At 41.0% G+C, this 19,816-nt stretch carries 18 protein-coding genes, 4 tRNA genes and 1 pseudogene; 12 read left to right on the plus strand and 11 right to left on the minus strand.

Annotated features, from left to right (window positions below; genetic code table 11):
• Positions 1–29: 29 nt before the first annotated feature.
• Positions 30–2,060, minus strand: coding sequence for a M3 family metallopeptidase (locus D9K81_RS13570; protein ID WP_120373523.1), 2,031 nt, complete (start codon positions 2,058–2,060; stop codon positions 30–32).
• Between the two features lie 165 nt (positions 2,061–2,225).
• Positions 2,226–4,670, minus strand: coding sequence for a ribonuclease R (gene rnr / locus D9K81_RS13575; RefSeq protein ID WP_198488307.1), 2,445 nt, complete (start codon positions 4,668–4,670; stop codon positions 2,226–2,228).
• 264 nt (positions 4,671–4,934) lie between these two features.
• Between rnr and D9K81_RS13580 the strand changes: the two genes are divergently transcribed.
• From D9K81_RS13580 to D9K81_RS13595, 4 genes are all read left to right on the plus strand, one after another.
• Positions 4,935–5,024, plus strand: a tRNA-Ser gene (locus tag D9K81_RS13580).
• A 14-nt stretch (positions 5,025–5,038) separates the two neighbouring features.
• Positions 5,039–5,115 (plus strand) — tRNA-Arg (locus tag D9K81_RS13585).
• Between the two features lie 45 nt (positions 5,116–5,160).
• Positions 5,161–5,237, plus strand: a tRNA-Arg gene (locus tag D9K81_RS13590).
• A 329-nt stretch (positions 5,238–5,566) separates the two neighbouring features.
• Positions 5,567–5,643: transfer RNA gene (locus D9K81_RS13595), tRNA-Arg, on the plus strand.
• 86 nt (positions 5,644–5,729) lie between these two features.
• On the opposite strand, the gene D9K81_RS13600 is transcribed toward D9K81_RS13595, so the two are convergent.
• Positions 5,730–7,007, minus strand: a complete 1,278-nt coding sequence (locus D9K81_RS13600) for an SRPBCC family protein (RefSeq protein ID WP_120373760.1) — start codon at positions 7,005–7,007, stop codon at positions 5,730–5,732.
• Between the two features lie 197 nt (positions 7,008–7,204).
• Here D9K81_RS13600 and D9K81_RS13605 point away from each other — a divergent pair, with 197 nt between their 5' ends.
• Both D9K81_RS13605 and D9K81_RS13610 read left to right on the plus strand, forming a co-directional pair.
• Positions 7,205–7,702, plus strand: coding sequence for a YcxB family protein (locus D9K81_RS13605; RefSeq protein WP_120373521.1), 498 nt, complete (start codon positions 7,205–7,207; stop codon positions 7,700–7,702).
• 26 nt (positions 7,703–7,728) lie between these two features.
• A complete protein-coding gene (locus D9K81_RS13610) occupies positions 7,729–8,370 on the plus strand; it encodes a fumarylacetoacetate hydrolase family protein (RefSeq protein WP_120373520.1) in 642 nt (213 codons plus the stop codon).
• A 90-nt stretch (positions 8,371–8,460) separates the two neighbouring features.
• Here D9K81_RS13610 and D9K81_RS13615 read toward each other — a convergent pair.
• Positions 8,461–9,260 (minus strand): annotated as a pseudogene (locus D9K81_RS13615) (AraC family transcriptional regulator).
• Between the two features lie 104 nt (positions 9,261–9,364).
• On the opposite strand from D9K81_RS13615, the gene D9K81_RS13620 reads away from it, so the two are divergent.
• Both D9K81_RS13620 and D9K81_RS13625 read left to right on the plus strand, forming a co-directional pair.
• The gene (locus tag D9K81_RS13620; protein ID WP_120373758.1) at positions 9,365–10,294 is read left to right on the plus strand and encodes a DMT family transporter; all 930 of its coding nucleotides are present in this window, start codon (positions 9,365–9,367) and stop codon (positions 10,292–10,294) included.
• A gap of 173 nt (positions 10,295–10,467) precedes the next feature.
• On the plus strand, positions 10,468–11,385 hold the full coding sequence (locus D9K81_RS13625) for a DMT family transporter (protein WP_120373519.1): 918 nt from the start codon (positions 10,468–10,470) through the stop codon (positions 11,383–11,385).
• A 75-nt stretch (positions 11,386–11,460) separates the two neighbouring features.
• Here D9K81_RS13625 and D9K81_RS13630 read toward each other — a convergent pair whose 3' ends face one another.
• The gene (locus D9K81_RS13630; RefSeq protein ID WP_120373518.1) at positions 11,461–12,714 is read right to left on the minus strand and encodes a YhjD/YihY/BrkB family envelope integrity protein; all 1,254 of its coding nucleotides are present in this window, start codon (positions 12,712–12,714) and stop codon (positions 11,461–11,463) included.
• A gap of 116 nt (positions 12,715–12,830) precedes the next feature.
• Here D9K81_RS13630 and wrbA point away from each other — a divergent pair, with 116 nt between their 5' ends.
• Entirely contained in the window at positions 12,831–13,424 is a 594-nt protein-coding gene (gene wrbA, locus D9K81_RS13635; protein ID WP_120373517.1) for an NAD(P)H:quinone oxidoreductase, read from the plus strand.
• Positions 13,425–13,472: 48 nt separating this feature from the next.
• Here the strand turns inward: wrbA and D9K81_RS13640 are convergent, their stop codons facing one another.
• The gene (locus D9K81_RS13640) at positions 13,473–13,859 is read right to left on the minus strand and encodes a hypothetical protein (RefSeq protein WP_120373516.1); all 387 of its coding nucleotides are present in this window, start codon (positions 13,857–13,859) and stop codon (positions 13,473–13,475) included.
• A 248-nt stretch (positions 13,860–14,107) separates the two neighbouring features.
• Here D9K81_RS13640 and D9K81_RS13645 point away from each other — a divergent pair, with 248 nt between their 5' ends.
• Complete coding sequence (locus D9K81_RS13645; protein WP_120373515.1) at positions 14,108–15,082, plus strand: aliphatic sulfonate ABC transporter substrate-binding protein; 975 nt, start codon at positions 14,108–14,110, stop codon at positions 15,080–15,082.
• A 49-nt stretch (positions 15,083–15,131) separates the two neighbouring features.
• Here D9K81_RS13645 and D9K81_RS13650 read toward each other — a convergent pair whose 3' ends face one another.
• The 3 genes from D9K81_RS13650 to D9K81_RS13660 all read right to left on the minus strand — a co-directional run bounded on the left by D9K81_RS13650 (position 15,132) and on the right by D9K81_RS13660 (position 17,345).
• The gene (locus tag D9K81_RS13650) at positions 15,132–15,707 is read right to left on the minus strand and encodes a xanthine phosphoribosyltransferase (protein ID WP_120373514.1); all 576 of its coding nucleotides are present in this window, start codon (positions 15,705–15,707) and stop codon (positions 15,132–15,134) included.
• Positions 15,708–15,796: 89 nt separating this feature from the next.
• On the minus strand, positions 15,797–16,510 hold the full coding sequence (locus D9K81_RS13655) for a DUF3108 domain-containing protein (protein ID WP_120373513.1): 714 nt from the start codon (positions 16,508–16,510) through the stop codon (positions 15,797–15,799).
• A 151-nt stretch (positions 16,511–16,661) separates the two neighbouring features.
• Positions 16,662–17,345 (minus strand): hypothetical protein, encoded by a 684-nt coding sequence (locus D9K81_RS13660; protein ID WP_120373512.1) that lies wholly within the window; start codon positions 17,343–17,345, stop codon positions 16,662–16,664.
• Positions 17,346–17,593: 248 nt separating this feature from the next.
• Between D9K81_RS13660 and D9K81_RS13665 the strand changes: the two genes are divergently transcribed.
• Positions 17,594–18,472 carry an energy transducer TonB gene (locus D9K81_RS13665; protein WP_120373511.1) on the plus strand — a complete coding sequence of 293 codons (879 nt, stop codon included), beginning with the start codon at positions 17,594–17,596 and terminating at the stop codon, positions 18,470–18,472.
• A gap of 42 nt (positions 18,473–18,514) precedes the next feature.
• The gene (locus D9K81_RS13670) at positions 18,515–18,970 is read left to right on the plus strand and encodes a hypothetical protein (RefSeq protein WP_120373510.1); all 456 of its coding nucleotides are present in this window, start codon (positions 18,515–18,517) and stop codon (positions 18,968–18,970) included.
• On the opposite strand, the gene D9K81_RS13675 is transcribed toward D9K81_RS13670, so the two are convergent.
• Together D9K81_RS13675 and ybeY are read right to left on the minus strand one after the other, a co-directional pair.
• Positions 18,930–19,238: an antibiotic biosynthesis monooxygenase family protein gene (locus D9K81_RS13675; RefSeq protein WP_120373509.1), complete on the minus strand. Its 309-nt coding sequence runs from the start codon at positions 19,236–19,238 to the stop codon at positions 18,930–18,932. The genes D9K81_RS13670 and D9K81_RS13675 overlap by 41 nt on opposite strands.
• A gap of 94 nt (positions 19,239–19,332) precedes the next feature.
• Positions 19,333–19,815 (minus strand): rRNA maturation RNase YbeY, encoded by a 483-nt coding sequence (gene ybeY, locus D9K81_RS13680; RefSeq protein WP_120373508.1) that lies wholly within the window; start codon positions 19,813–19,815, stop codon positions 19,333–19,335.
• Position 19,816 lies beyond the last annotated feature (1 nt).

A 19,816-nucleotide genomic window follows, 5' to 3' on the forward strand; every position in this document is an offset into this window, starting at 1 on the left:
TATAAAATTAAGGCCCTTAGTTTAAGAGTTTATGATGCGTTCGTCCAACCTTGGTGACGAAGCAGTGCATCTATTTTCGGCTCGCGTCCACGGAAATTCACAAAAGCGTCGAGTGCAGCATCTTTTCCACCTACCGCTAAAATCGCTTGGCGAAAATCTTTACCTGTTTGGGTGTTGAAAATGCCTTCTTTTTCGAAGCGGTCAAAAGCATCGCTGGCCAAAACTTCGGCCCATTTGTATGAGTAATATCCTGCAGCATAACCCCCTGCAAAAATATGACTAAAACCATGTTGGAAGCGGTTGTAGGCAACAGTTGGTACTACAGCAAATTGGGTACGAATTTGATCTAATTCGGCCTGAATTTGAGTGGCATTCAGTGCAGGTGTTCGGCTGTGAATGTTCAGATCAAATAAAGCAAATTCAATTTGACGTAGCGTTTGCATACCAGATTGGAAGAAGCGAGCATTCAGCAAAGCTTGAAGCAAATCTGCCGGTAAAGGTTGCTGTGTTTCGATGTGCTCACTGAGTAAGTCGAGGCTCTCTGTATCCCATGTCCAAAACTCCATAAATTGACTTGGTAATTCGACTGCATCCCATGCAACACCATGTGTACCAGCCACAGAAATATTATCAACCTCTGTGAGCATGTGATGTAGACCATGACCAAACTCATGGAACAAGGTATTGACTTCATCATGAGTTAATAGCGCAGGTTGATCACCTACAGGTGGTGTAAAATTACACACCATATAGCAAATTGGCTTTTGTAAGCCGTGCTCCGTCTGCATACGTGAGCGGAAGCCACTCATCCATGCACCACCACGTTTGCCAGTACGTGCATAAAGGTCGAAGTAAAAACCGCCAATCACTGTGCCGTTTTCTTCAAGTTCAAAATAACGTGCATCTGGATGCCATACTGGTGCATCACGCTCAATCACTTGAACGCCGTATAAGCGATTTACAATGCTAAATAAGCCTTGCAAAATTTTTGGTGCAGGGAAGTAGGGCTTGAGTGCTTCTTGCGACAGATTAAACTGCTGCATTTTCAGCTTTTCAGAATAGAAACCGGTGTCCCAAGGTTGCAAGTCTTGAATTCCATCTGCACTGGCAATGCTCTTCAGTTCTGCAACTTCTTTGAGTGCAGGCTGGCGTGCATGTTCTGCAAGATCTACCAAAAATTGATGTACTGTTTCTACGTTTGGCGCCATTTTGCTAGCAAGAGACAGTTCTGCATAATTACCAAAACCTAATAAGCCCGCCATTTCCTGACGCAAACTTAAGATTTCTTCCATCACTGGCGTGTTATCAAATTCAGGTGTATCTGCTTGATCAGATGCACGTGTGGTGTAGGCTTTGTACAAAGTTTCACGTAATGCACGATCCTCAGCATAGGTCATAATGGCCAAATAAGAGGGAATATCTAAAGTTGCAGTCGGCTGATTTTGTTCGCGTTGCTGGCCATATTGCTTGAGTAATTCAATACTACTGTCAGGAAGGCCTTTTAATTGTTCTTCACTCAGCGGAAGCATAAAGGCTTGTGTAGCATCCAGTACGTGGTTGGAAAAGTCCGACGATAATTGCGATAAACGCGCAGAAATATCGGCATAGCGTTTTTTCGCTTCACCTTCTAAAGCCACGCCTGAGAGCTTGAAGTCGCGTAGTGATAATTTGATAGCACTTTGCTGTGCAGCTGGGAGTGTTTCAAATAAGCTACCGTCACGGACGTGCTGATAGGTTTGGTACAGCACGGTATGTTGCCCGAGCGCTGTATAGTATTCGCTTAAGCTCGGTAACAGTGCTTGATAAACTTCACGTGTTTGTGCATTGTTCATCACTGCATTGAGGTGTGATAGTACGCCCCAAGCCTCGCTCATATTATTTTCGAGAGTATCAATTTGTTCGAGTACGGTTAATTGCTGTTGAATGCTGTCTGGGACAGTCTTTAATTCATCTAAAAAGTTTTGGCCTTGCTGAATGGCTTGTTGGATTTGTGTTTTAAGTTGATCTAATGTGATTTGATTAAATTGTGGAACGGGCAAAGTTGCCTTTTCTAATGTCATGTTGGGTATGCCGTCTTAATTTCCTATGTTATCTGTAGATGTAGGGGTAATTTAGGCATAAATCAAGTAAAGCAGTGAATTTATTCTTTTATGTTCTGAACTTGTGTAAAACGATCAGCCAATAAAAAAGAGCGCCGAAGCGCTCTTTTTAAGTCCAAGCTAAAATTACTCAGTCTTTGCTTTCGCATTCGACTTTTTCTTTTTTAATTTGGCCTTTTTCTTTACTTTATCTTTAGCCTTTGCTTCAGATTTTGTTGCAGATTTTTTAGCAGGCTTTTTGCCGTAGGTGCTGGGTTTTGATTTTGGCTTTTTCTTTCGAATGGGACGTTCTCCGTCTTCACTCAACGTAGGCGCTTCGTGATTCTTCGGACGTTCGCTAAAGACTTCTTCTTTCGCTTCGCGGACCACTTTAGGCTTAGTCACACGTGGTGCTTTGCTACGAATAGGGCGACCTGCATGGCTCAACTGTTGAATCAATTCAAAGTCGATTTTACGCTCTTCAAGATTAACACCCGCCACCTTAATACGAACTTCATCACCTAAGCTAAAGGTCTGGCCACGGTTTTGTCCAACTAAGCTTTGGCTCGATTGATCAAATACAAAGAAGTCATCGCCCAATTGGCTTACGTGTACCATACCATCGACATAAAGGTCTTTGAGGGTCACGAATAAACCAAATTCAGCTACTGCAGAAATCGTACCAACAAACTCTGCGCCTAAATGCTGTTGCATATAATGGCATTTCAGCCATGTGGTTACAGAGCGAGAAGCTTCATCTGCGCGACGTTCAGTTGCAGAGAAGTGTTGACCTGCATCATCCAATGAAGCACCCGAAAGCGGATATTTTTTGTTTGTCAGGCTGGCCTTAATTGCACGGTGTAAGAGTAAGTCAGGATAACGACGAATTGGTGAAGTGAAGTGTGTATATGCTTCATAAGCTAAGCCGAAGTGACCTGCATTTTTCGCGCCGTAATACGCCTGCATCATTGAACGTAATAACACGGCATGAATGCTCGGAGCATCAATACGGTCTTTGGTCGCTTCAATCACGGCTTGATAGTCCGCTTGCGTTGGTTGCTCTGGGAATTTAAGACCCAATAACTTCACAAAATCGCGTACTTTTTGAATACGTGAAAACTCTGGTGGCTCATGCACACGGTAGAGCATTGGAACTTCATTTTTTAATGCATATTCGGCCGCTGCTACGTTGGCCAATAACATACATTCTTCAATCAGTTTGTGTGCATCATTACGTGTACGCGGTAAAATTTCATTAATACCACCAAGCTCGTCAAAGGTCATGTAGGTTTCGACAGTTTCAAATTCCATTGCATGACGCTGAGCGCGTAGATCTTTTAACACATGGTAAAGCTGGAAAAGCGTATTCAGTGACTTACGAACATTACGGTCTTCAGTCACAGCCTGACTGTCACCATCAAAGTATTGTGCCACTTGGGTATAGGTTAAGCGTGCTTTAGAGTGCATGACCGAAGGATAGAACTCATAACTTGTCACACGACCTGCGCGTGAAAGGTTCAAGTCACACACCATACATAAGCGGTCGACGTTTGGATTAAGTGAGCACAGACCATTTGACAACGCTTCAGGGAGCATTGGCAAAACAAAATGCGGGAAGTACACTGAGGTACCACGCTCTTGTGCTTCATCATCCAAAGGTTTACCAATCCGCACATAGTGACTGACATCGGCAATCGCTACGACAACTCTGTAGCCACCACCTGGGCGTTTTTCAGCATAAACTGCATCGTCAAAGTCACGAGCATCTTCACCATCAATGGTGACTAATGGCAAATCGCGTAGGTCAATACGGCCTTCACGGTCTTTAGCTGATGGTTCTTTAAAGCTCTCTGCTTCTTTTACAACTTCTTCTGGGAACTCGTAAGGTAAGCCAAACTCTAAAATAGTTTGTGGAATAATAATTTCTGTATCGGCTTTATCTGCCATAGATTGAATGACATGACCTGTCGCAAATTCTTCTTTGGTTGGGTAGTCATCAATTTCAACACGCACTGAATCGCCTAAGTTTACTTTGGCATGCTCAATCAGTTCTTTTTCTAAAGTAATTGGCTGATGTGCATTTGGATTCGCGGGTTGAATAAAGTATTCGCCATCGTGAATTGAGACTTTACCAATAATTTGTTTAACACGACGCTCTACAACCTCAGTAATAAAGCCCCATGCTTTACCTTTACGGTCAACTGAGGTCTGACGTACTTTAACGCGGTCACCATTAAAGACCTGACGTAATTCACGCTCAGGCAATAGAAGATCATCTTCACCTTTTATGCTGGCACTGCCCATACCTTTAGAATTGACATAAACCGTCGCATCATGGGTCGGCTGTTCAGTGGCCAATTGAAACTTAAATCCATCTTTCATTAATTGCCCATCACGAACCATCGCAATTAGGCGGTGGCTGAGCGCATCAATACTTTTTTGATCAGCAATTTCAAAATGCTCAACCAAGTCGGCATGCGACAGCGGTGCACGCTGTTCAATAATGTCTAAAATGAGCGTACGGCTCGGAATCGGATTTTCGTAACGTTCGGCTTCAGCTTTTGCTTCAGGATCGACCCAATTTTTCATAATGTCTTTGGCTTCATGTCAGAAGATAGGTTTAGCATAAGTCATGCGACAGCAGACTGCACGTAAATGATTGCAATATTGTGTGTTTGACATGCATTTTATAACGAATGCTGAATTAATGTGCTTAATGTGGCATTTTTAAAGTGTTTTTCGGGCTTTAATTTGAAAAATTGTATAAAAAATATTTAATTGAACGAAAATATGAAAAAAAGTGGGGGATAGTGCTTGCACGTATGGGGTTAACTTTGTATTATGGCGCCACGTTACGGTGAGATGGGTGAGTGGCTGAAACCACATCCCTGCTAAGGATGCATACGGGCAACTGTATCGAGGGTTCGAATCCCTCTCTCACCGCCAACTTTACTTATGTCGCGCCCATAGCTCAGCTGGATAGAGCACTTGGCTACGAACTAAGGGGTCGGGAGTTCGAATCTCTCTGGGCGCACCAATAAGTAAAGTAGATAACGTAGTCTTTTAAGACGACACAAGTTAAGCGCCCATAGCTCAGCTGGATAGAGCACTTGGCTACGAACTAAGGGGTCGGGAGTTCGAATCTCTCTGGGCGCACCAACTTGAACAATTAACCGCATTTATTGCGGTTTTTTTGTGCCTGTACATTTTGCATCAAATCTTCTACCTACTATACGTATCGTAAAGCGAAAAAGAACAGCCAGTTCATATTAGGGCAAGCGCGCTCACATTTTTATCATGAACAACATTTAGCTTTGAGCATAGGCGTTAAATACAGCACTGTGTATCCTTAGATCATAATTTAAATAGGCTTAGTTTTAATAGAATAAAGCTCTTAATGTCTAATATCTAGGCAGTTGATCGTGTTCATACAAATTAAAGCTTAACAAAGCTGAAATTTCACGTATAATGCACCACATCAAGACGTCGCGCCCATAGCTCAGCTGGATAGAGCACTTGGCTACGAACTAAGGGGTCGGGAGTTCGAATCTCTCTGGGCGCACCAACTTGATTTAAATTGAAAAAACCGCATTTGTTGCGGTTTTTTTGTGCCTGAATTATTTAAAATAACTCTAAATCGAATTCAAAAAATTAAGCGCCAGCCTTTTGTTTTACTTTAAGTACAAAAACGGTATTGCCACCTAAAGCAGGTAACATGTCTGAATAAGGCATACTTCGCATGGCACGTAATAAAAATGGCGCATCTTGATCAATTTTCATGGCGCTGGTTACACTCAATAGTGTGCCTTGCTGAAGCGGTATTAACTGCATGCCACCCCTCACAAATTTTAAATCGCCACCATTGGCATAAAATTCATTTTGCCAATCTGTGGCGTAGTTAAAGCGCATTTTAAAATCGAAGGGAATGTTAATTACGCCTAAGCCCACAGACACTTTATAGCTTGCATCCATTTGCTTGTTATCCAGCTTGCGTACACGGACCTGTTTAATTTGATTGGGAAATAATTGTTGATAGCTACTTGGCGTTAACCATTGCTGAAGCTGAGCAGGGCTATGGGCATAATATTGATAGCTGGTACTAAAGCGTAATTTCTCTGTGCCATGTGAATAGGGCACATTTTTAGCCGTAAGTACAAAACTTACGGGTTCCTGTGAGTTTCGGCTCAGTTGCGCCACTTTCACTTGTTCATTTCGGTCTAAGCCGGCTGTAGGCAATATGCCTGTGCCTAAAGGCTGTGCTTGGCTGGTCTTAAAGCGCTTTTGTAAAGACTCGAGTAAAAAAGCGTTGGTACCAGCTGGAATGCCAAGTTTGGCATCGGGCAATGCATTCAGAATTTTACTAAATAAAAAACCTTTGGGCTGATTCAAATCTCCCCATTGCGTGAGCGTGACTAAGGTTTGATTTGGCTTGAGTTCAAACCATTCAATTTTACCTGCAGCATAAGGCACGGGTGCATCTAAGATCAGAGTTGAAATACTATTGGCATCGGCCTGATGTTGCATGAGTACCGTTTCACGGAAATTCAGTACAGGAATGGGCGTTGGAATATGAATATTGTATTTAACTTGACTGATGGTGCCTTGTTGCTCAAGCACTTTGGCTGATTTAAGCGTCGGAAATAAGCCTGCATAATTACTGTAGTTGAGGAGCAAACGGCTGACTTGTTGTACATTGGCTGGAATGACCACCGATGCGCTATAGTATTGTCCCGTTGTTTTTTTGCCTGTACGCATAGTTGGTAATTGTATGGACTGTGCAGGATGGGCATAAATCAAAATATGCTCTCCAGTCAGTGTTGCTAAGGCTTGAGGATCATTATTAAATTCACTTAATGCACTCGGAATTTGAGCTTTCCAAGGCACAATTTGTGCAGATACGTTTCCTGCAAGCATGAGACAAGTGAGCATGAGTGATGTTTTTATTTGAATATACTGCATAGGACATCCTGTAATATGCATTTTTTATTTGTTGGCAGTTTTAGCGCATTTTCAACGAAAAGAACAGCGCCGAAGTGTGTATATCTGATACTAAAAAGAATAAGGAAAGTCACTTTTCTGGTGTAATATCTAGCTCAATTTAGATTTTAAAATATGTATGTGAGCAGATGTCAGAGACTCAACCCGCATTATCGTTACGTTACACCTTGAATTTAGAAGAATCTCAAGATGGTTTTGCTTTAGCGACTTTTGGTAAAAAGCAATTCACTCGCTTTATTACGCCTTTAATTAGCATCGGTATTATCATTTGGGGCTTTTCTTTGGGCTTTAGTAGTGTCGGTCGTTATTACGTGGCTTTAGGCGCCTTCTTTTTAATCATGCAAATACTGATGCGTTATTGGTTCTTACCGATGATGTTTAAGCGTCAGTTTATTAAGTACCAATTTGGTAAAAGTGAACAGGGCATTGATCTGTATCAAGATCATGGTGAAATTTTTGCCAATGAGCGTAAAAATATATTTAATTATGCCGATGTCGCAACCTTTGCCTCAGGTAAGCTGACTTATATGTTGGAAATGAAAAATCGTACGGTGGTGATTATTCCAAAACGTGCTTTTACCAATCCAGCAGATCAAAGCATTTTTGAAAATTCATTTAAGAAATAATCTAATCAAAACAGAAAGGGGAGATCATGATGAAACGTCCATCTAAAATTGTTTGCGTCGGTCGTAGCTATGCAGATCACGCGAAAGAACTGGGCAATGCAATTCCTGATCGACCTGTTCTGTTTATAAAGCCACCGAGTGCTTTATCTCCTTTAGACGCTGGCATTGAGTGGAATAAAACACTAGGCAGTTGTCATTATGAGTGCGAGTTAACTTTAAGAATTGCTAAGACACTCAAAGCCGAAACTGATCCACTAAAAGCATTAGAAGCCGTAGATGCAGTCACTTTAGGTTTAGATCTTACCCTAAGAGATTTACAAGATGACTTGAAAAAGAAAGGTCATCCTTGGGAACGTGCGAAAGCCTATGATGGTTCATGTGTGTTGGCCGATTGGGTGGATGTTTCATTGGTGGTAAATGACTGGAAAGATGTGCATTACACGTTGCAAGTAAACGATGAAATCCGCCAGAAAGGTGATACGGCACTCCTGATTTTTGATGTGGGTACTTTACTGGCAGATATCAGTCAGGTGTTTACGCTTGAAGCGGGTGATGTAATTATGACGGGTACGCCAGCTGGCGTTGCGGCTTTACAGGCAGGTGATCAATTGCGAATGACCTTGCAAGGCCAACAACAAGATTATGTTTGGACGACCTTTGTAAAATAATTGAAAGTCATCAAAAAAGGACTGTCGCTACAGTCCTTTTTTATATCTACTGAAAAACAATACACAGAAAAATTGTTTTAGAGCTATTTTTTATTTGGCAAACTTTTTACGAAATTGATCGGGGCTAATGTGCATCCAACGTTTAAACATATTAATAAATGCGGATGAATTGGCGTAGCCTAAATCGAAAGCAATACTTTCTACGGTATCGCCACGATTGAGTAAGCTCATTGCTTTAATCACTTTGAGGCGCTGGCGCCACTCATGTAAAGACATGCCTAATTCTTTTTGACTGAGTCGGGCTAGCGTACGCTCCGTCATATTGTATTGTTTTGCCAGCATAGCTAAAGATTGATTGTTCGCAGGTGCTTGGTGTAAATCATTTAACAGGCTTTGCAGTGTTGGGTGCTCAGAGTGTGGTAAATAACTACTAACCAATTGGGCATATTTGAGTTGATCGACCAGCACGCTGAGTAAGCGTTGGTGCTCGGCGCTAGACTCAGTATTTGGTGTTTGTCTTAAATGTTCAAAAATGGCGGAAACCAATGGTGAGCTAAGTAAGATACCAGCTTGCTGTGGTAAGTCTTGGCATAGACTTTCATGAACATAGAGTGTGCCATGAGACACCGCCGTACGATTTAGCCCACTATGTTGAACGTGCGGGGGTAGCCAAATCCCATGAGGCGGTGGAGTGATATAATCAATTTGATCAATATTGAGCTCCATAATGCCATCAAAGGCATAAATAAACTCTCCCCATGCATGGCCATGTGGGGGTAAATTGACTGCGCTGGATCATCGCGGAAGCTGATCCAGAGTGCCGCATCGATATGATCATTAGTTTTGAGTTGCATGCCTAAAGGGCGTGATGCGCTTGTGCGATTTCCCATGCTTAAAATTGCCTGAATTCAACAATCAATTGTCTGTTTTAAACTATATATTTGATTTATGACAGGTCTATAGTAGCAGGCTCTTTGAGTTTTGAGCAATGACCGTGGAACAGCGTAAAGCACTTGATGCACAAGCATCGGGTTGGATGATTTTATTATGTATGATTTGGGGAATTCAGCAGGTGGTGCTGAAATGGGCTACACCTGATATTAGCCCCATCATGCAAATCGCGCTTCGTTCAGGCTTATCGGTTTTGTTGGTCATTCCATTGCTTCGTCTTCAGCAATTTTCAGATTTATATCGTAAAGACTATCTGCTCCCTGGTCTGTGGCTGGCTATTTTATTTTCTGCCGAATTTCTTTTTGTGGCCGAAGCATTACGTTATACCACGGCCTCACATACAGTTGTGTTGCTGTATACCGCGCCAATTTTTGTTGCATTGGGTTTGCATTGGAAATTGCCCGCAGAACAGCTCAATTTAATTCAATGGGGCGGTATTTTTCTCGCTTTTTCAGGCATTGTATTGTCCTTTATGGGCCGTGATGACGCCACAGGAGAATTAACACATGCGCTTTGGGGTGATTTTTTGGCTCTGATGGCAGGTGTGATGTGGGCCTTAACCACAATTTCACTGCGTTTGACCAAGTTGGCTGATGCACCTGCGACACAAACACTGTTTTATCAGTTGTTGGGTAGCTTTCTCATTCTATTGCCTCTGGCTTTTATTACAGGCCAAAGCGTGATTCATTGGAGTTGGGTAGTGCTAACTAGCACACTATTTAATGTGCTGCTCATGTCTTTCTTTAGCCTGATGCTATGGTTTTGGTTATTACGCCAATATTTAGCCAACAGCTTAGGGGTATTTTCATTTCTGACGCCTATTTTTGGCATGCTGTTTGGTGTGATTTTTTTGCATGAGCACATTGAGTTTAATTTTCTGATTGGCACGGGTTTCGTTATGTTGGGCGTGATGACGGTAAGTTTACATCGTCAGATTGCACGCACATGGACACGGGTTCATTTTATAAAATAAAGTATTTTTCTTTTGAAGGACTTTAGACTCAAATTTAGCTGATATTTGCTAAGAAGTATTTGATCTACCGAGAAATTGGTATGTGATGTAAGAGCTAAAAAGTCAATATTCGCAGGTGTTTTTTAGACAGGACAGTGCTACTGTGTTGCGGTTTAGGGCAAAGAGTAGACGGTGTGCAAGAACGTCAGGCATTGGATGCCAAAGCTTCATCAATAATGTTTGGCTTATGTATATTGTGGGGTTTGCAACAAATTGTGGTGAAATTGGCCGCAGAGGATATTTCCCCCCTGATGCAAATGGCTTTGCGTTCAGGGTTATCCGCATTATTGGTCTTTCCACTGATTAAGTTGGCGCAAGGTCAGTCTTTGTGGTCACGTCAGTATTGGTTTTCTGGTGCGCTGGTTGCAGGGTTGTTTGCCACAGAATTTTGCCTATTGGCCGAAGCTTTACGTTTTACGACGGCCTCACACACTGTAGTTTTGTTATATACCGCTCCAATCTTTGTGGCATTGGGGTTGCATTGGAAATTACCAGCAGAACGTCTGACATGGAAGCAGTGGAGTGGTATTGCGCTTGCTTTTTTAGGTATTGTCACCACATTTTTGGGCGGTGAGCGTGAATCATCATTACAAAACCTAAGTCATGTGATTTTGGGTGATTTACTGGCACTGTGCGCTGGCATATTTTGGGCATCTACGACGCTTGCGGTGCGATTAACAAATTTGTCTGAAGCACCAGCTACACAGACTTTGTTTTATCAATTATTCGGTGGCTTTATTTGCTTGTTGCCCATGGCATTTGTATTAGGGCAAAGCGAAATTCGTTGGTCTATGCTGACCATCAGTAGCTTGCTGTTTCATGCGGTGATGATTTCATTTGTCAGTTATTTAACTTGGTTTTGGTTACTTAAAAAATATTTGGCCTCACGCTTAGGAGTATTTTCTTTTTTAACTCCTCTATTTGGTATTTTGTTTGGTGTGGTTATTTTAAATGAGCCTTTAGAACGTGCATTTATTATTGGTACTAGCATGGTCATGCTGGGTGTACTCATTGTGAGCTTATCTGGGCGTGCTAAACAGCCAAGTCGCTAAGTGCTGTGTGAGATACCACTAGCAAATAATCAAAAGCCTCACTGAATGAGGCTTTTGATTAAATCTGAGGCGTGCTTATTTAGATTCCAAAATCGTTGATAAAGGAATGGCCAATTTAGCTGCCAAATAATCATCGGACTCAATTAAGGCAGGCCCAATTTTTTCCATCCACACATCATCTGCATGAATATTGCCAATGTCTTTACGATGGGGCAGTGGATACGGAAGCTGTGAATAAAAAGTCCAAAAATCAATGTGTGCAAGATTACGTGCCAACACAAAATTATTGTTATCCGTGCGCGTAATCAAGTTTTGTTTCTCGAGTAATTTGACATAGCTCGGCCAACGGCCAATTTCATCACGACCTAGCACTTCTAAAGCTTCGGATTCACTGACACTCAAACCGACTTTTTGCTTTTGGTAAAACAGCTCAAGCAGATCAAGTAGCATAATTACAGGGTGGCGCTTACGGTCGCGACTGGCATCAGCATCAAAGGCAGTCAGCGCATAGCTGATTTCGACACCCAATAGCACAATATTCCAAGATAAGAAAATCCACAGCAGGAAAATAGGAATTGCGGCGAATGCACCATAAACCAGTTGATAACTGGTGAAGTTGCTCATCACGAAACCAAATAGATTTTTGAGTAGCTCGAAAACGACTGCGCTAAATAAACCAGCAATGAAAGCCGCTTTGATCGGGACGTTCCGATTGGGAATGGTCCAATTTAAAATAAAAAAACCTAAAATAGTTAAACCAAATGAGATGAGCCAGAAGATGAACTCACCATCAAGCTCATAGCCTGCAAAGTTATTGTTCAGCACATTTAACGAGGCCATCGTAGAGGAAATGACAAATGCGCTACCCAATAAAATGGGTCCGAGTGAAATAATGGTCCAATAGCGCATAAAGCCCAAAATTCCACCACGAGTTTCAGTTACACGCCAAATGCGATTAAATACGGTCTCAATGCTGGTCAACATCATCACGGTGGTGACGAATAAAAATAAAATACCAATCACTGTTAAATTACTGGATTTATCAGTAAAGGCATTAAGTGCTTTATCAAATGCAATGGTGGTTTTAGGTAAGAAATTACTATAAATCAGTTGTTGGAGTTGTTGGCGTGCAGGTTCTAGCGCTTTAATGGAAGAGATAATCACCAAAAAAACCGTCAGCATAGGCACGACAGCAAACAGCGTAGTATAGGTCAAAGAACCTGCTTGTTCACGGCAACGATCGGCTTCAAAACGCCGTATAACGAATAAAACAAACTGAAACCATTTCTTGTCATAAAAGGGAAGTTTCTTGAAATATTCGGCAATCATAAATTACAGCCTCAATTGTTCTAATCATCATTTTTCAATATTCGGCTCTAAGCTTAACCAAAAAATTGAAAAAATACCGTATAGTTTATTTTTTTAATTACATCGCCTAAATCACCATGCAACCTTATATTTTAGTTCTGTATTACAGTAAAAATGGCGCAACCAAGGAAATGGCACACTTCATTGCGAATGGTATTGAGTCTACAGGCATGCAAGTCAAAATTCGCACCGTACCGCAATTGTCTACTGTGGTGACTGTCGCAGCAGCCAGTATTCCAGATGAAGGTGATATTTACTGTAGTTTAGATGACTTAGCCAATTGTGCTGGATTGGCTTTGGGTTCACCGACTCGTTTTGGCAATATGGCATCTGAAATGAAACACTTCCTCGATCAAACTACCAGCTTATGGCTGAATGGAGCATTACATGGCAAGCCTGCTTGCGTATTTACTTCATCGGGCTCGATGCATGGTGGTCAAGAAAGTACTTTATTAACCATGCTTCCACCCTTATTTCATCATGGCATGATGATTCTGGGGTTAAGCAATGCAGCGCCTGCACTGTCGAATACTAAAACTGGCGGTACGCCTTATGGAGCAAGCCATGTGAGTGGCCCACGTCATGACTTATCTATCAGTCAAGATGAGAAAATCTTGTGTGAAGAACAAGGCAAGCGTTTGGCACAAGTTGTGCAAAAGCTAGCGGGCTAAAAACTAAAAAGCGCTCATTGAGCGCTTTTTCTAAGAGTATTTATCGTATTATTTTTTAATTTGTACGGCATGTTCGACCGCAAAACGGTGTTTACATGTGTTGCATTGATAGTCGAGGAATATATTTTTATCTACAATTTGACCGGCTTTTTTACCTACGCGATGCCCTAAAAAGCCACCTGTAACACCAATACTAATTGCACCCACAAAGGTGCCAATGGTTGCGCCCATAATGACACCAAGTGGCCCAGCGGTTACACCACCAATGGCAGCACCAATAGATGCACCAGATGCTGCACCGCCTACAGTACCTGCTGCAGTGCCTGCACCACTAAGTAAAACGCCACCAATTTTTTCTAGGGTTTGTTCGTGATTACGTGCTTCTACATCGCTCGAAGCGCATTTTGGGCATTGCACGGGCGTAAGTTCATTCATAGTGTTGGCTCATCCATTATTGAGTATGTTCAAAAGATCCATTTACTCAATTTTATGTATTTCAGTTGTTATTAAAACATGATTTTAACTGACTTATGCTGACCTAAATGACCAAGTTTATATTCAGCAATTTTGTAATATTAAATTAATTTCTAAGATTTAGTTGTGATAAAAAATGATTTCAGCAGAAAATCAAAAGTCGTTAAGGTGTGCAGTATAAATTTTTAAAGAATATATTGGATAAAACGATGAAAAAAATTCTGGCATCTGTTGCGGTCCTCGGTTTGAGTTTAGGATTGGTTGCCTGTGATCAAAATAATAAGACTAAGCCTCAGGACGTTGCTTCGGAGCAAAGCTTAAAACAGTTAAATATTGGTTATCAAAAAGCGGCACTCAAATTAATTGTGGCCAAAAAGACTCAAGCCTTTGAACAGGCTTTTCCGAATGTAAAAGTAGAATGGAAAGAATTTCCTGCGGGGCCACAAACTTTAGAGGCACTGAATGTGGGTGCGATCGATTTTGGTTATACGGGAGATACCCCAGTTATTTTCGCGCTATCTGCAAATAAACCGATTGATTACTTAGGTTACGAAATTAACTCTAAAAGTTCACATGATTTATTGGTCCCTAAAAATAGTGCAATTCAAAATTTAGCGGATTTAAAAGGCAAGCGTATTGCTTTGACTAAAGGCTCAAGTGCGCATTATTTCTTGGCACAAGTTTTAACCAAAGCTAAATTATCTTGGCAAGATATTGAACCCATTTGGTTAACGCCAGCAGATGCTCGTGCAGCTTTGGATAAAGGATCGATTGATGCATGGGCCGTTTGGGATCCCTATGCAAGTGCTGCAGCACTTAAAGGGGATACACGGGTAATTTTTGATGCCTCACAATTGCCTTCTATTTATAGTTTCTATCTGTCTTCGCCACAATTTTTGACTGCACACCCTAAAGATGCGCAAAAAATTGTGGATACTTTAAATGAAACAGATAAATGGATTCAGGCACATCCACAAGAGGCGATTCAAATTTTGGCAGACAGCACGGGCATTGACCGAACTGTGGCTGAGAAAGTGCTGTCTAAGCGCCCAGATACGGTACAAACCCAGTATCTGAATGACACTGTCATACAAGATCAGCAAAAAATTGCAGATTTATTTTCAGAGCTGAAGCTCATTCCAAATCCTGTACAAATTAAAGAGCATGTTTGGAAAAAACAGTAATTTTGAGCAAAAAAAAGCGCCAAATGGCGCTTTTTTAATGGTGTTTGAATTAGTCACGAACAAATTCAACAGTACCATTGGTCAAAGATTTAACACGTGCCAATGATTCAACACGGTAACCTTTTTCAAGCAAAATATCGCGACCAGGTTGGAATGATTTTTCAATCACAATACCAATACCAACAACAGAAGCTTCTGCTTGATGAATTAAGTCAGCAAGACCTAATGCTGCTTGGCCATTTGCCAAGAAATCATCAATCACTAAAACTTTGTCTGTAGCATAAATATGCTTTTTAGAGATCGCGATGGTGCTTTCAACTTGTTTCGTGAAAGAGAATACTTTTGAGCGAAATAAATCATCTTTTAAAGTTAAAGATTGATATTTACGTGCAAAAATAACTGGAACACCAAGCTCTAAACCAGCCATCACTGCAGGCGCAATACCTGAAGCTTCGATCGTAATAATTTTAGTGATGCCTGCATCTTTAAATAAGCGCGCAAATTCTTGACCAATTTGCTGCATCATTACGGGGTCAATTTGGTGGTTTAAGAAAGAATCGACTTTCAAAACTTCATCAGATAGAACGATACCTTCAGCTAAGATTTTCTGTTCTAGTGCATGCACGGGAGAATCCTCAAGAGCGGGTGCTCATTAAAGCAAAAGCGTATTTTAAAAAGCATTGCAGAAAATGCAAGCAAAATCGGCTAATTTACTTACTTTGTTGGACCCTTATAGCCTGTTAAAAGCAGAGAATATGACGTTTTTTGATCGACATGGCTCACTTTTACAGGAAGATAATCCAATTTTGGCGCAAGCCAGAAAATGGTTTCACGACCCGGCTTGTCATGTTGCATTACGACTTTAATGGTATCAAATGTTCCATAAGTGGTTTTAACCGATTCATTGCCTTGTTTTACAAAGCGACGAGCTTCCACGTCTTTCGCATCAGCCAAATAGTATTTAGACTTTAAACCGCCATTTTTTAAATCCTCACGGATTTGAAGTTCAGCATTTAGTTCATCTAACACACCATTTTGCCAAGCAAACGAACGTGCTTTATCATCTTTTTTGGTGTTGATGGTTTTGCTGTTTGGGTTAAAGTTAATACTCATCGTGTTGTTATGAATAAGAATCTTACTGGTACGACTAAAGCTTTTTGAAGTAATTTTGCCATTACTGAAGCTAAAGTTACTGGTTTCGGTCGCAGATGCCATACCAATCGCTTTGGCTGCAAATACATAAGTCCAGTTATTACCTGACTGCGTCAGATTACGTGAGGCAGAGCCGACGTTTTTACCGTTATAGTTGAATTGGTAATTTGCTTGATAGGGACTCATGGCAAAAGCAGAACTTGCAAATCCTGAACAAAGGACTGCAGTCGATACAGCTGCTGCGATGCCAAAAGTTTTCATCACATATTTAGCCATCAGTATTTTTCCTTCTAAGCTTTGTATTTGGTGCAGAATATTCTGCAATTAAACAGAATTATGCACCTTGATTGTGGAGAAATAAGCGAAATATCGTAAGAAATGTAATTTTCTGCTTATTTTTAGCACTGCATTTTTGTTTGAGTTGCTGTTATTTGATCTTTTGTTGAATCGGGGTGACTTCGCTATCCGATTCAGGCTCTTCGTCCCAGTCTTCTATGCGTTCTTCTGCCATTTTACTAAATAGCGCAGCAATGTTGACGTTGCCAATCACTACCAATTCAGCCTCTCTGAGCGTGGCGTGATTCACATGAACTTTGGATAAGGTTTCAATAATCGAACGGCTTTTACCAAGCCAGCGGTTTAAATCTAAATGCAATAAATCATCTTTGACTTTAATCACATTGAGTTTTTCTAAAATCATACCGAGCGGATCATCATTCAGTACTTTTTGATAGAAAAACAGCGCAAACTTTACGCCCCATTTATAAAAAATATTGGGGTATTTGGCATCTAAAACTTTGGTGTCACTAATTTGCTCAAACACAATTAACTGTGTGGTTTTGTTGAGCTCCATTTGCACCAGTTTTAGGTCAACGGTCAGCGTAATATCTAAACCATTATAATTCAGCGTGGCATATAACCGTAACCAGTCATCATGCAAATCGGCATGCAGATCTTGTAGCATTTTAACGTTGTCAGTCACAAAACGCTGAAAGGTTGCATTTAAAAAAACTTGAGAAAGTGGAAATTCACGCTCGTCTTCAATAAATCCTTCCGCCCGTTGATAGACTTGGCGTATACGTTTAGAAATATTGGAAATAAGCGTTTGCATATTGAAAGCATCCTGGCAAGTAGGCTTTTTAGCGTGGTGTATCTTGTCGAATAATTGAAAAAATACAAGTTTTCTTTCTTGCAGTTTAGCAAAATAAATTGCACCATTTTTAGGATTTTAAAGTGCACAGAGTCATGTGTTGTGTATTTGTTGATAAACCTCTCGCTTTCATAAAAATATGAAAACTAGGTTTATTTTATACTCTTTTATGCTTGTTAGGGAACTCGGCAAATTGTCGTATTAATGTGATGCTGAAGAAAAAGACATTCAAACCTTTGCAAAATGAATGGTGGAAAGACCCGATATTTGTCAGTGCATTTACAGTTGCTGCGGTATTACATATCTCGCTGCTCATGGTGCAATTTGGAGTACCACAAGCAGCATTTGAGACCACCAAAGAAATTGCTGTGAGTCTGAGGCCAAGTGATACGACTGTGGAAGATGCAGATTATCTTGCACAAGCCGATCAACAAGGTTCAGGAAAGTTTCGAGAGAAGCATCGGATGTCTACAGACATGCCTGCACCGATGGTCGATCAGGACAGTGGCGAGCAAGCCCAGCAAGCATTGGATAAAATTCAGCAAAAGCGCGAACTGAACTTTGAAGAAAAAGTACTGATGACCACGCTCAGCTGGCAAAAACAAGCCGACGAAAACCAACGAAAAAAACAAGCTGAAGAATTACAAAGCCAGTTTTCTGCCAAAGCGGCGATGGTGGCAAGTATTGAAGCGCAATATTTACAGCGCCAGCAAAATTTTAGCCGTCAGCAAAAAATTAAAACCATTGATGGTGTACAAGCGAAGCAAGATGATACCGCCGCTTATATGGAAAAATTCCGCCAAAAAGTAGAATTTTATGGCAACCAAAATTATCCAGAGCAGGCACGCGCCCAGAACTTAGCAGGTGAAGTACAGTTAATGGTGATTTTAAACGCGAGTGGGGGGATTCGCGCGATTCGTTTGCTGGAGAGTTCTGGACATCCTGTTTTAGATGAAGCGGCTAAGGCCTCTGTGCGTAAAGCTGCACCTTTTGCGCATTTTGATTCTAAGATGAAAGATATATCCGAACTGCGCGTGGTTCGTACATGGCGTTTTGACCCAGCAGAAGCAGAATTTGAAGTAAACTAAAACATAGGATATATTTGTTTTTAAAATAGAAAAGTAAATTCAATGTCTGAACTTCAATTACAAGAAAAGCCGTTAAAATTATGGAATCCCAATGCTGCGGGTTGTTGGGCTCTGCTCGTTACTCCTATCTGTAGTAGCTATTTACTGTATAAAAATGCGCAAAAGCTGAATGATCTAGACGCGGCGAGCAAAGCAAAAAATTGGATGATTGCGGGTCTGGCTGTGTGGTTACTCTCGATCATTTGCAGTTTGGCTTATCCCACAAATACCGCAATGATCAATGGCTTTTTTTTCTGGTATTTAATCTTATGGTATTTTTTATTTGTACGTCAGCAAGTTGCAAATATTAAGCAACGTTTTGGTGAACATTATACGCGTTATAGCTACTCTGAATGGTTAAAGTTCATTGTGATTGGTTTTGTCGTTCGCGTATTGTTGATGGGAGTATCGCTAGGAATTAGTGCGATATGGTTGGGTCTGAGGCATACTGTTTTTTAATTTCACAGATTTCAACACTAAAGTTTTTATACCATTTGTCTCTACCCAACTGCTGTGCGACTTGATGTTCCGTATCTAAATGCCACGCGTGAATGTCAGCAAGATTTTCCCAATATGACAGTGCAATTTCATGGCCATTTTCACTTAATGCTTCAAATTGAAGGCAGTTGAAGCTGTGTAGTGCTTTTTCACGTAGGGTTTGAGCCATTTGAAAATAGCCAGTGTCTAAGTGTTGAATTTGGGCTTTAAAAATCACAACATATTTCATAGCTTTAATTACTGATCATTTTAGAAAGTGGGGGGTTATATTAATGATTGGAATCGAGCATAAAAAAGCGAACCGAAGTTCGCTTTTTTAGGTTTTAGTCTTGTTCTAAATAAGGATTGTCAAAACCGAGCTTCGCCAAAATCTCAATTTCCAAAGCTTCCATTTCTTCAGCATCTGTTTCAGAAGTTTCATGGTCATAACCCATTAAATGTAGCGTACCGTGTACCAGCATGTGCGTAAAATGAGTAAGTGGTGCCTTCTGTTGTTCATTGGCTTCACGTAGTACAACTGGAATACAAATGACCAAATCACCAATTGGAAATACGTCTAAGACTGCAGCCATTTCATCTGGCAAGTCGCTAGGGAAAGACAAGACATTGGTCGGCTTGTCTTTTTTGCGATATTCCAAATTGAGTTTATGGCTTTCTTCGTTGTCTACACAGGCAATACCAATTTCACAATCACTTTGGGTATCAATAAAGCGAAGGGTGGTTTCCACCACTTTTTTGATATGAGCACGTTTCAACACCAATTCTGATGCTTGAAAATCCTGCTGTAGGGAGAGGCTAAGTTTCAAA

Source organism: Acinetobacter chengduensis, assembly GCF_003664645.1.
Taxonomy (GTDB): Bacteria; Pseudomonadota; Gammaproteobacteria; order Pseudomonadales; family Moraxellaceae; genus Acinetobacter; species Acinetobacter chengduensis.

Excerpts from the sequence above, each read along its gene's own strand:
- D9K81_RS13630 (WP_120373518.1), bottom strand. The coding sequence starts at position 12,714 with ATGATTGCCGAATATTTCAAGAAACTTCCCTTTTATGACAAGAAATGG.
- wrbA (WP_120373517.1), top strand. The coding sequence starts at position 12,831 with ATGCAACCTTATATTTTAGTTCTGTATTACAGTAAAAATGGCGCAACC.
- D9K81_RS13640 (WP_120373516.1), bottom strand. The coding sequence starts at position 13,859 with ATGAATGAACTTACGCCCGTGCAATGCCCAAAATGCGCTTCGAGCGAT.
- D9K81_RS13675 (WP_120373509.1), bottom strand. The coding sequence starts at position 19,238 with ATGAAATATGTTGTGATTTTTAAAGCCCAAATTCAACACTTAGACACT.
- D9K81_RS13655 (WP_120373513.1), bottom strand. The coding sequence starts at position 16,510 with ATGGCTAAATATGTGATGAAAACTTTTGGCATCGCAGCAGCTGTATCG.
- D9K81_RS13610 (WP_120373520.1), top strand. The coding sequence starts at position 7,729 with ATGATGAAACGTCCATCTAAAATTGTTTGCGTCGGTCGTAGCTATGCA.
- D9K81_RS13665 (WP_120373511.1), top strand. The coding sequence starts at position 17,594 with ATGCTGAAGAAAAAGACATTCAAACCTTTGCAAAATGAATGGTGGAAA.
- D9K81_RS13600 (WP_120373760.1), bottom strand. The coding sequence starts at position 7,007 with ATGCTCACTTGTCTCATGCTTGCAGGAAACGTATCTGCACAAATTGTG.
- D9K81_RS13605 (WP_120373521.1), top strand. The coding sequence starts at position 7,205 with ATGTCAGAGACTCAACCCGCATTATCGTTACGTTACACCTTGAATTTA.
- D9K81_RS13660 (WP_120373512.1), bottom strand. The coding sequence starts at position 17,345 with ATGCAAACGCTTATTTCCAATATTTCTAAACGTATACGCCAAGTCTAT.
- D9K81_RS13670 (WP_120373510.1), top strand. The coding sequence starts at position 18,515 with ATGTCTGAACTTCAATTACAAGAAAAGCCGTTAAAATTATGGAATCCC.
- D9K81_RS13645 (WP_120373515.1), top strand. The coding sequence starts at position 14,108 with ATGAAAAAAATTCTGGCATCTGTTGCGGTCCTCGGTTTGAGTTTAGGA.
- D9K81_RS13570 (WP_120373523.1), bottom strand. The coding sequence starts at position 2,060 with ATGACATTAGAAAAGGCAACTTTGCCCGTTCCACAATTTAATCAAATC.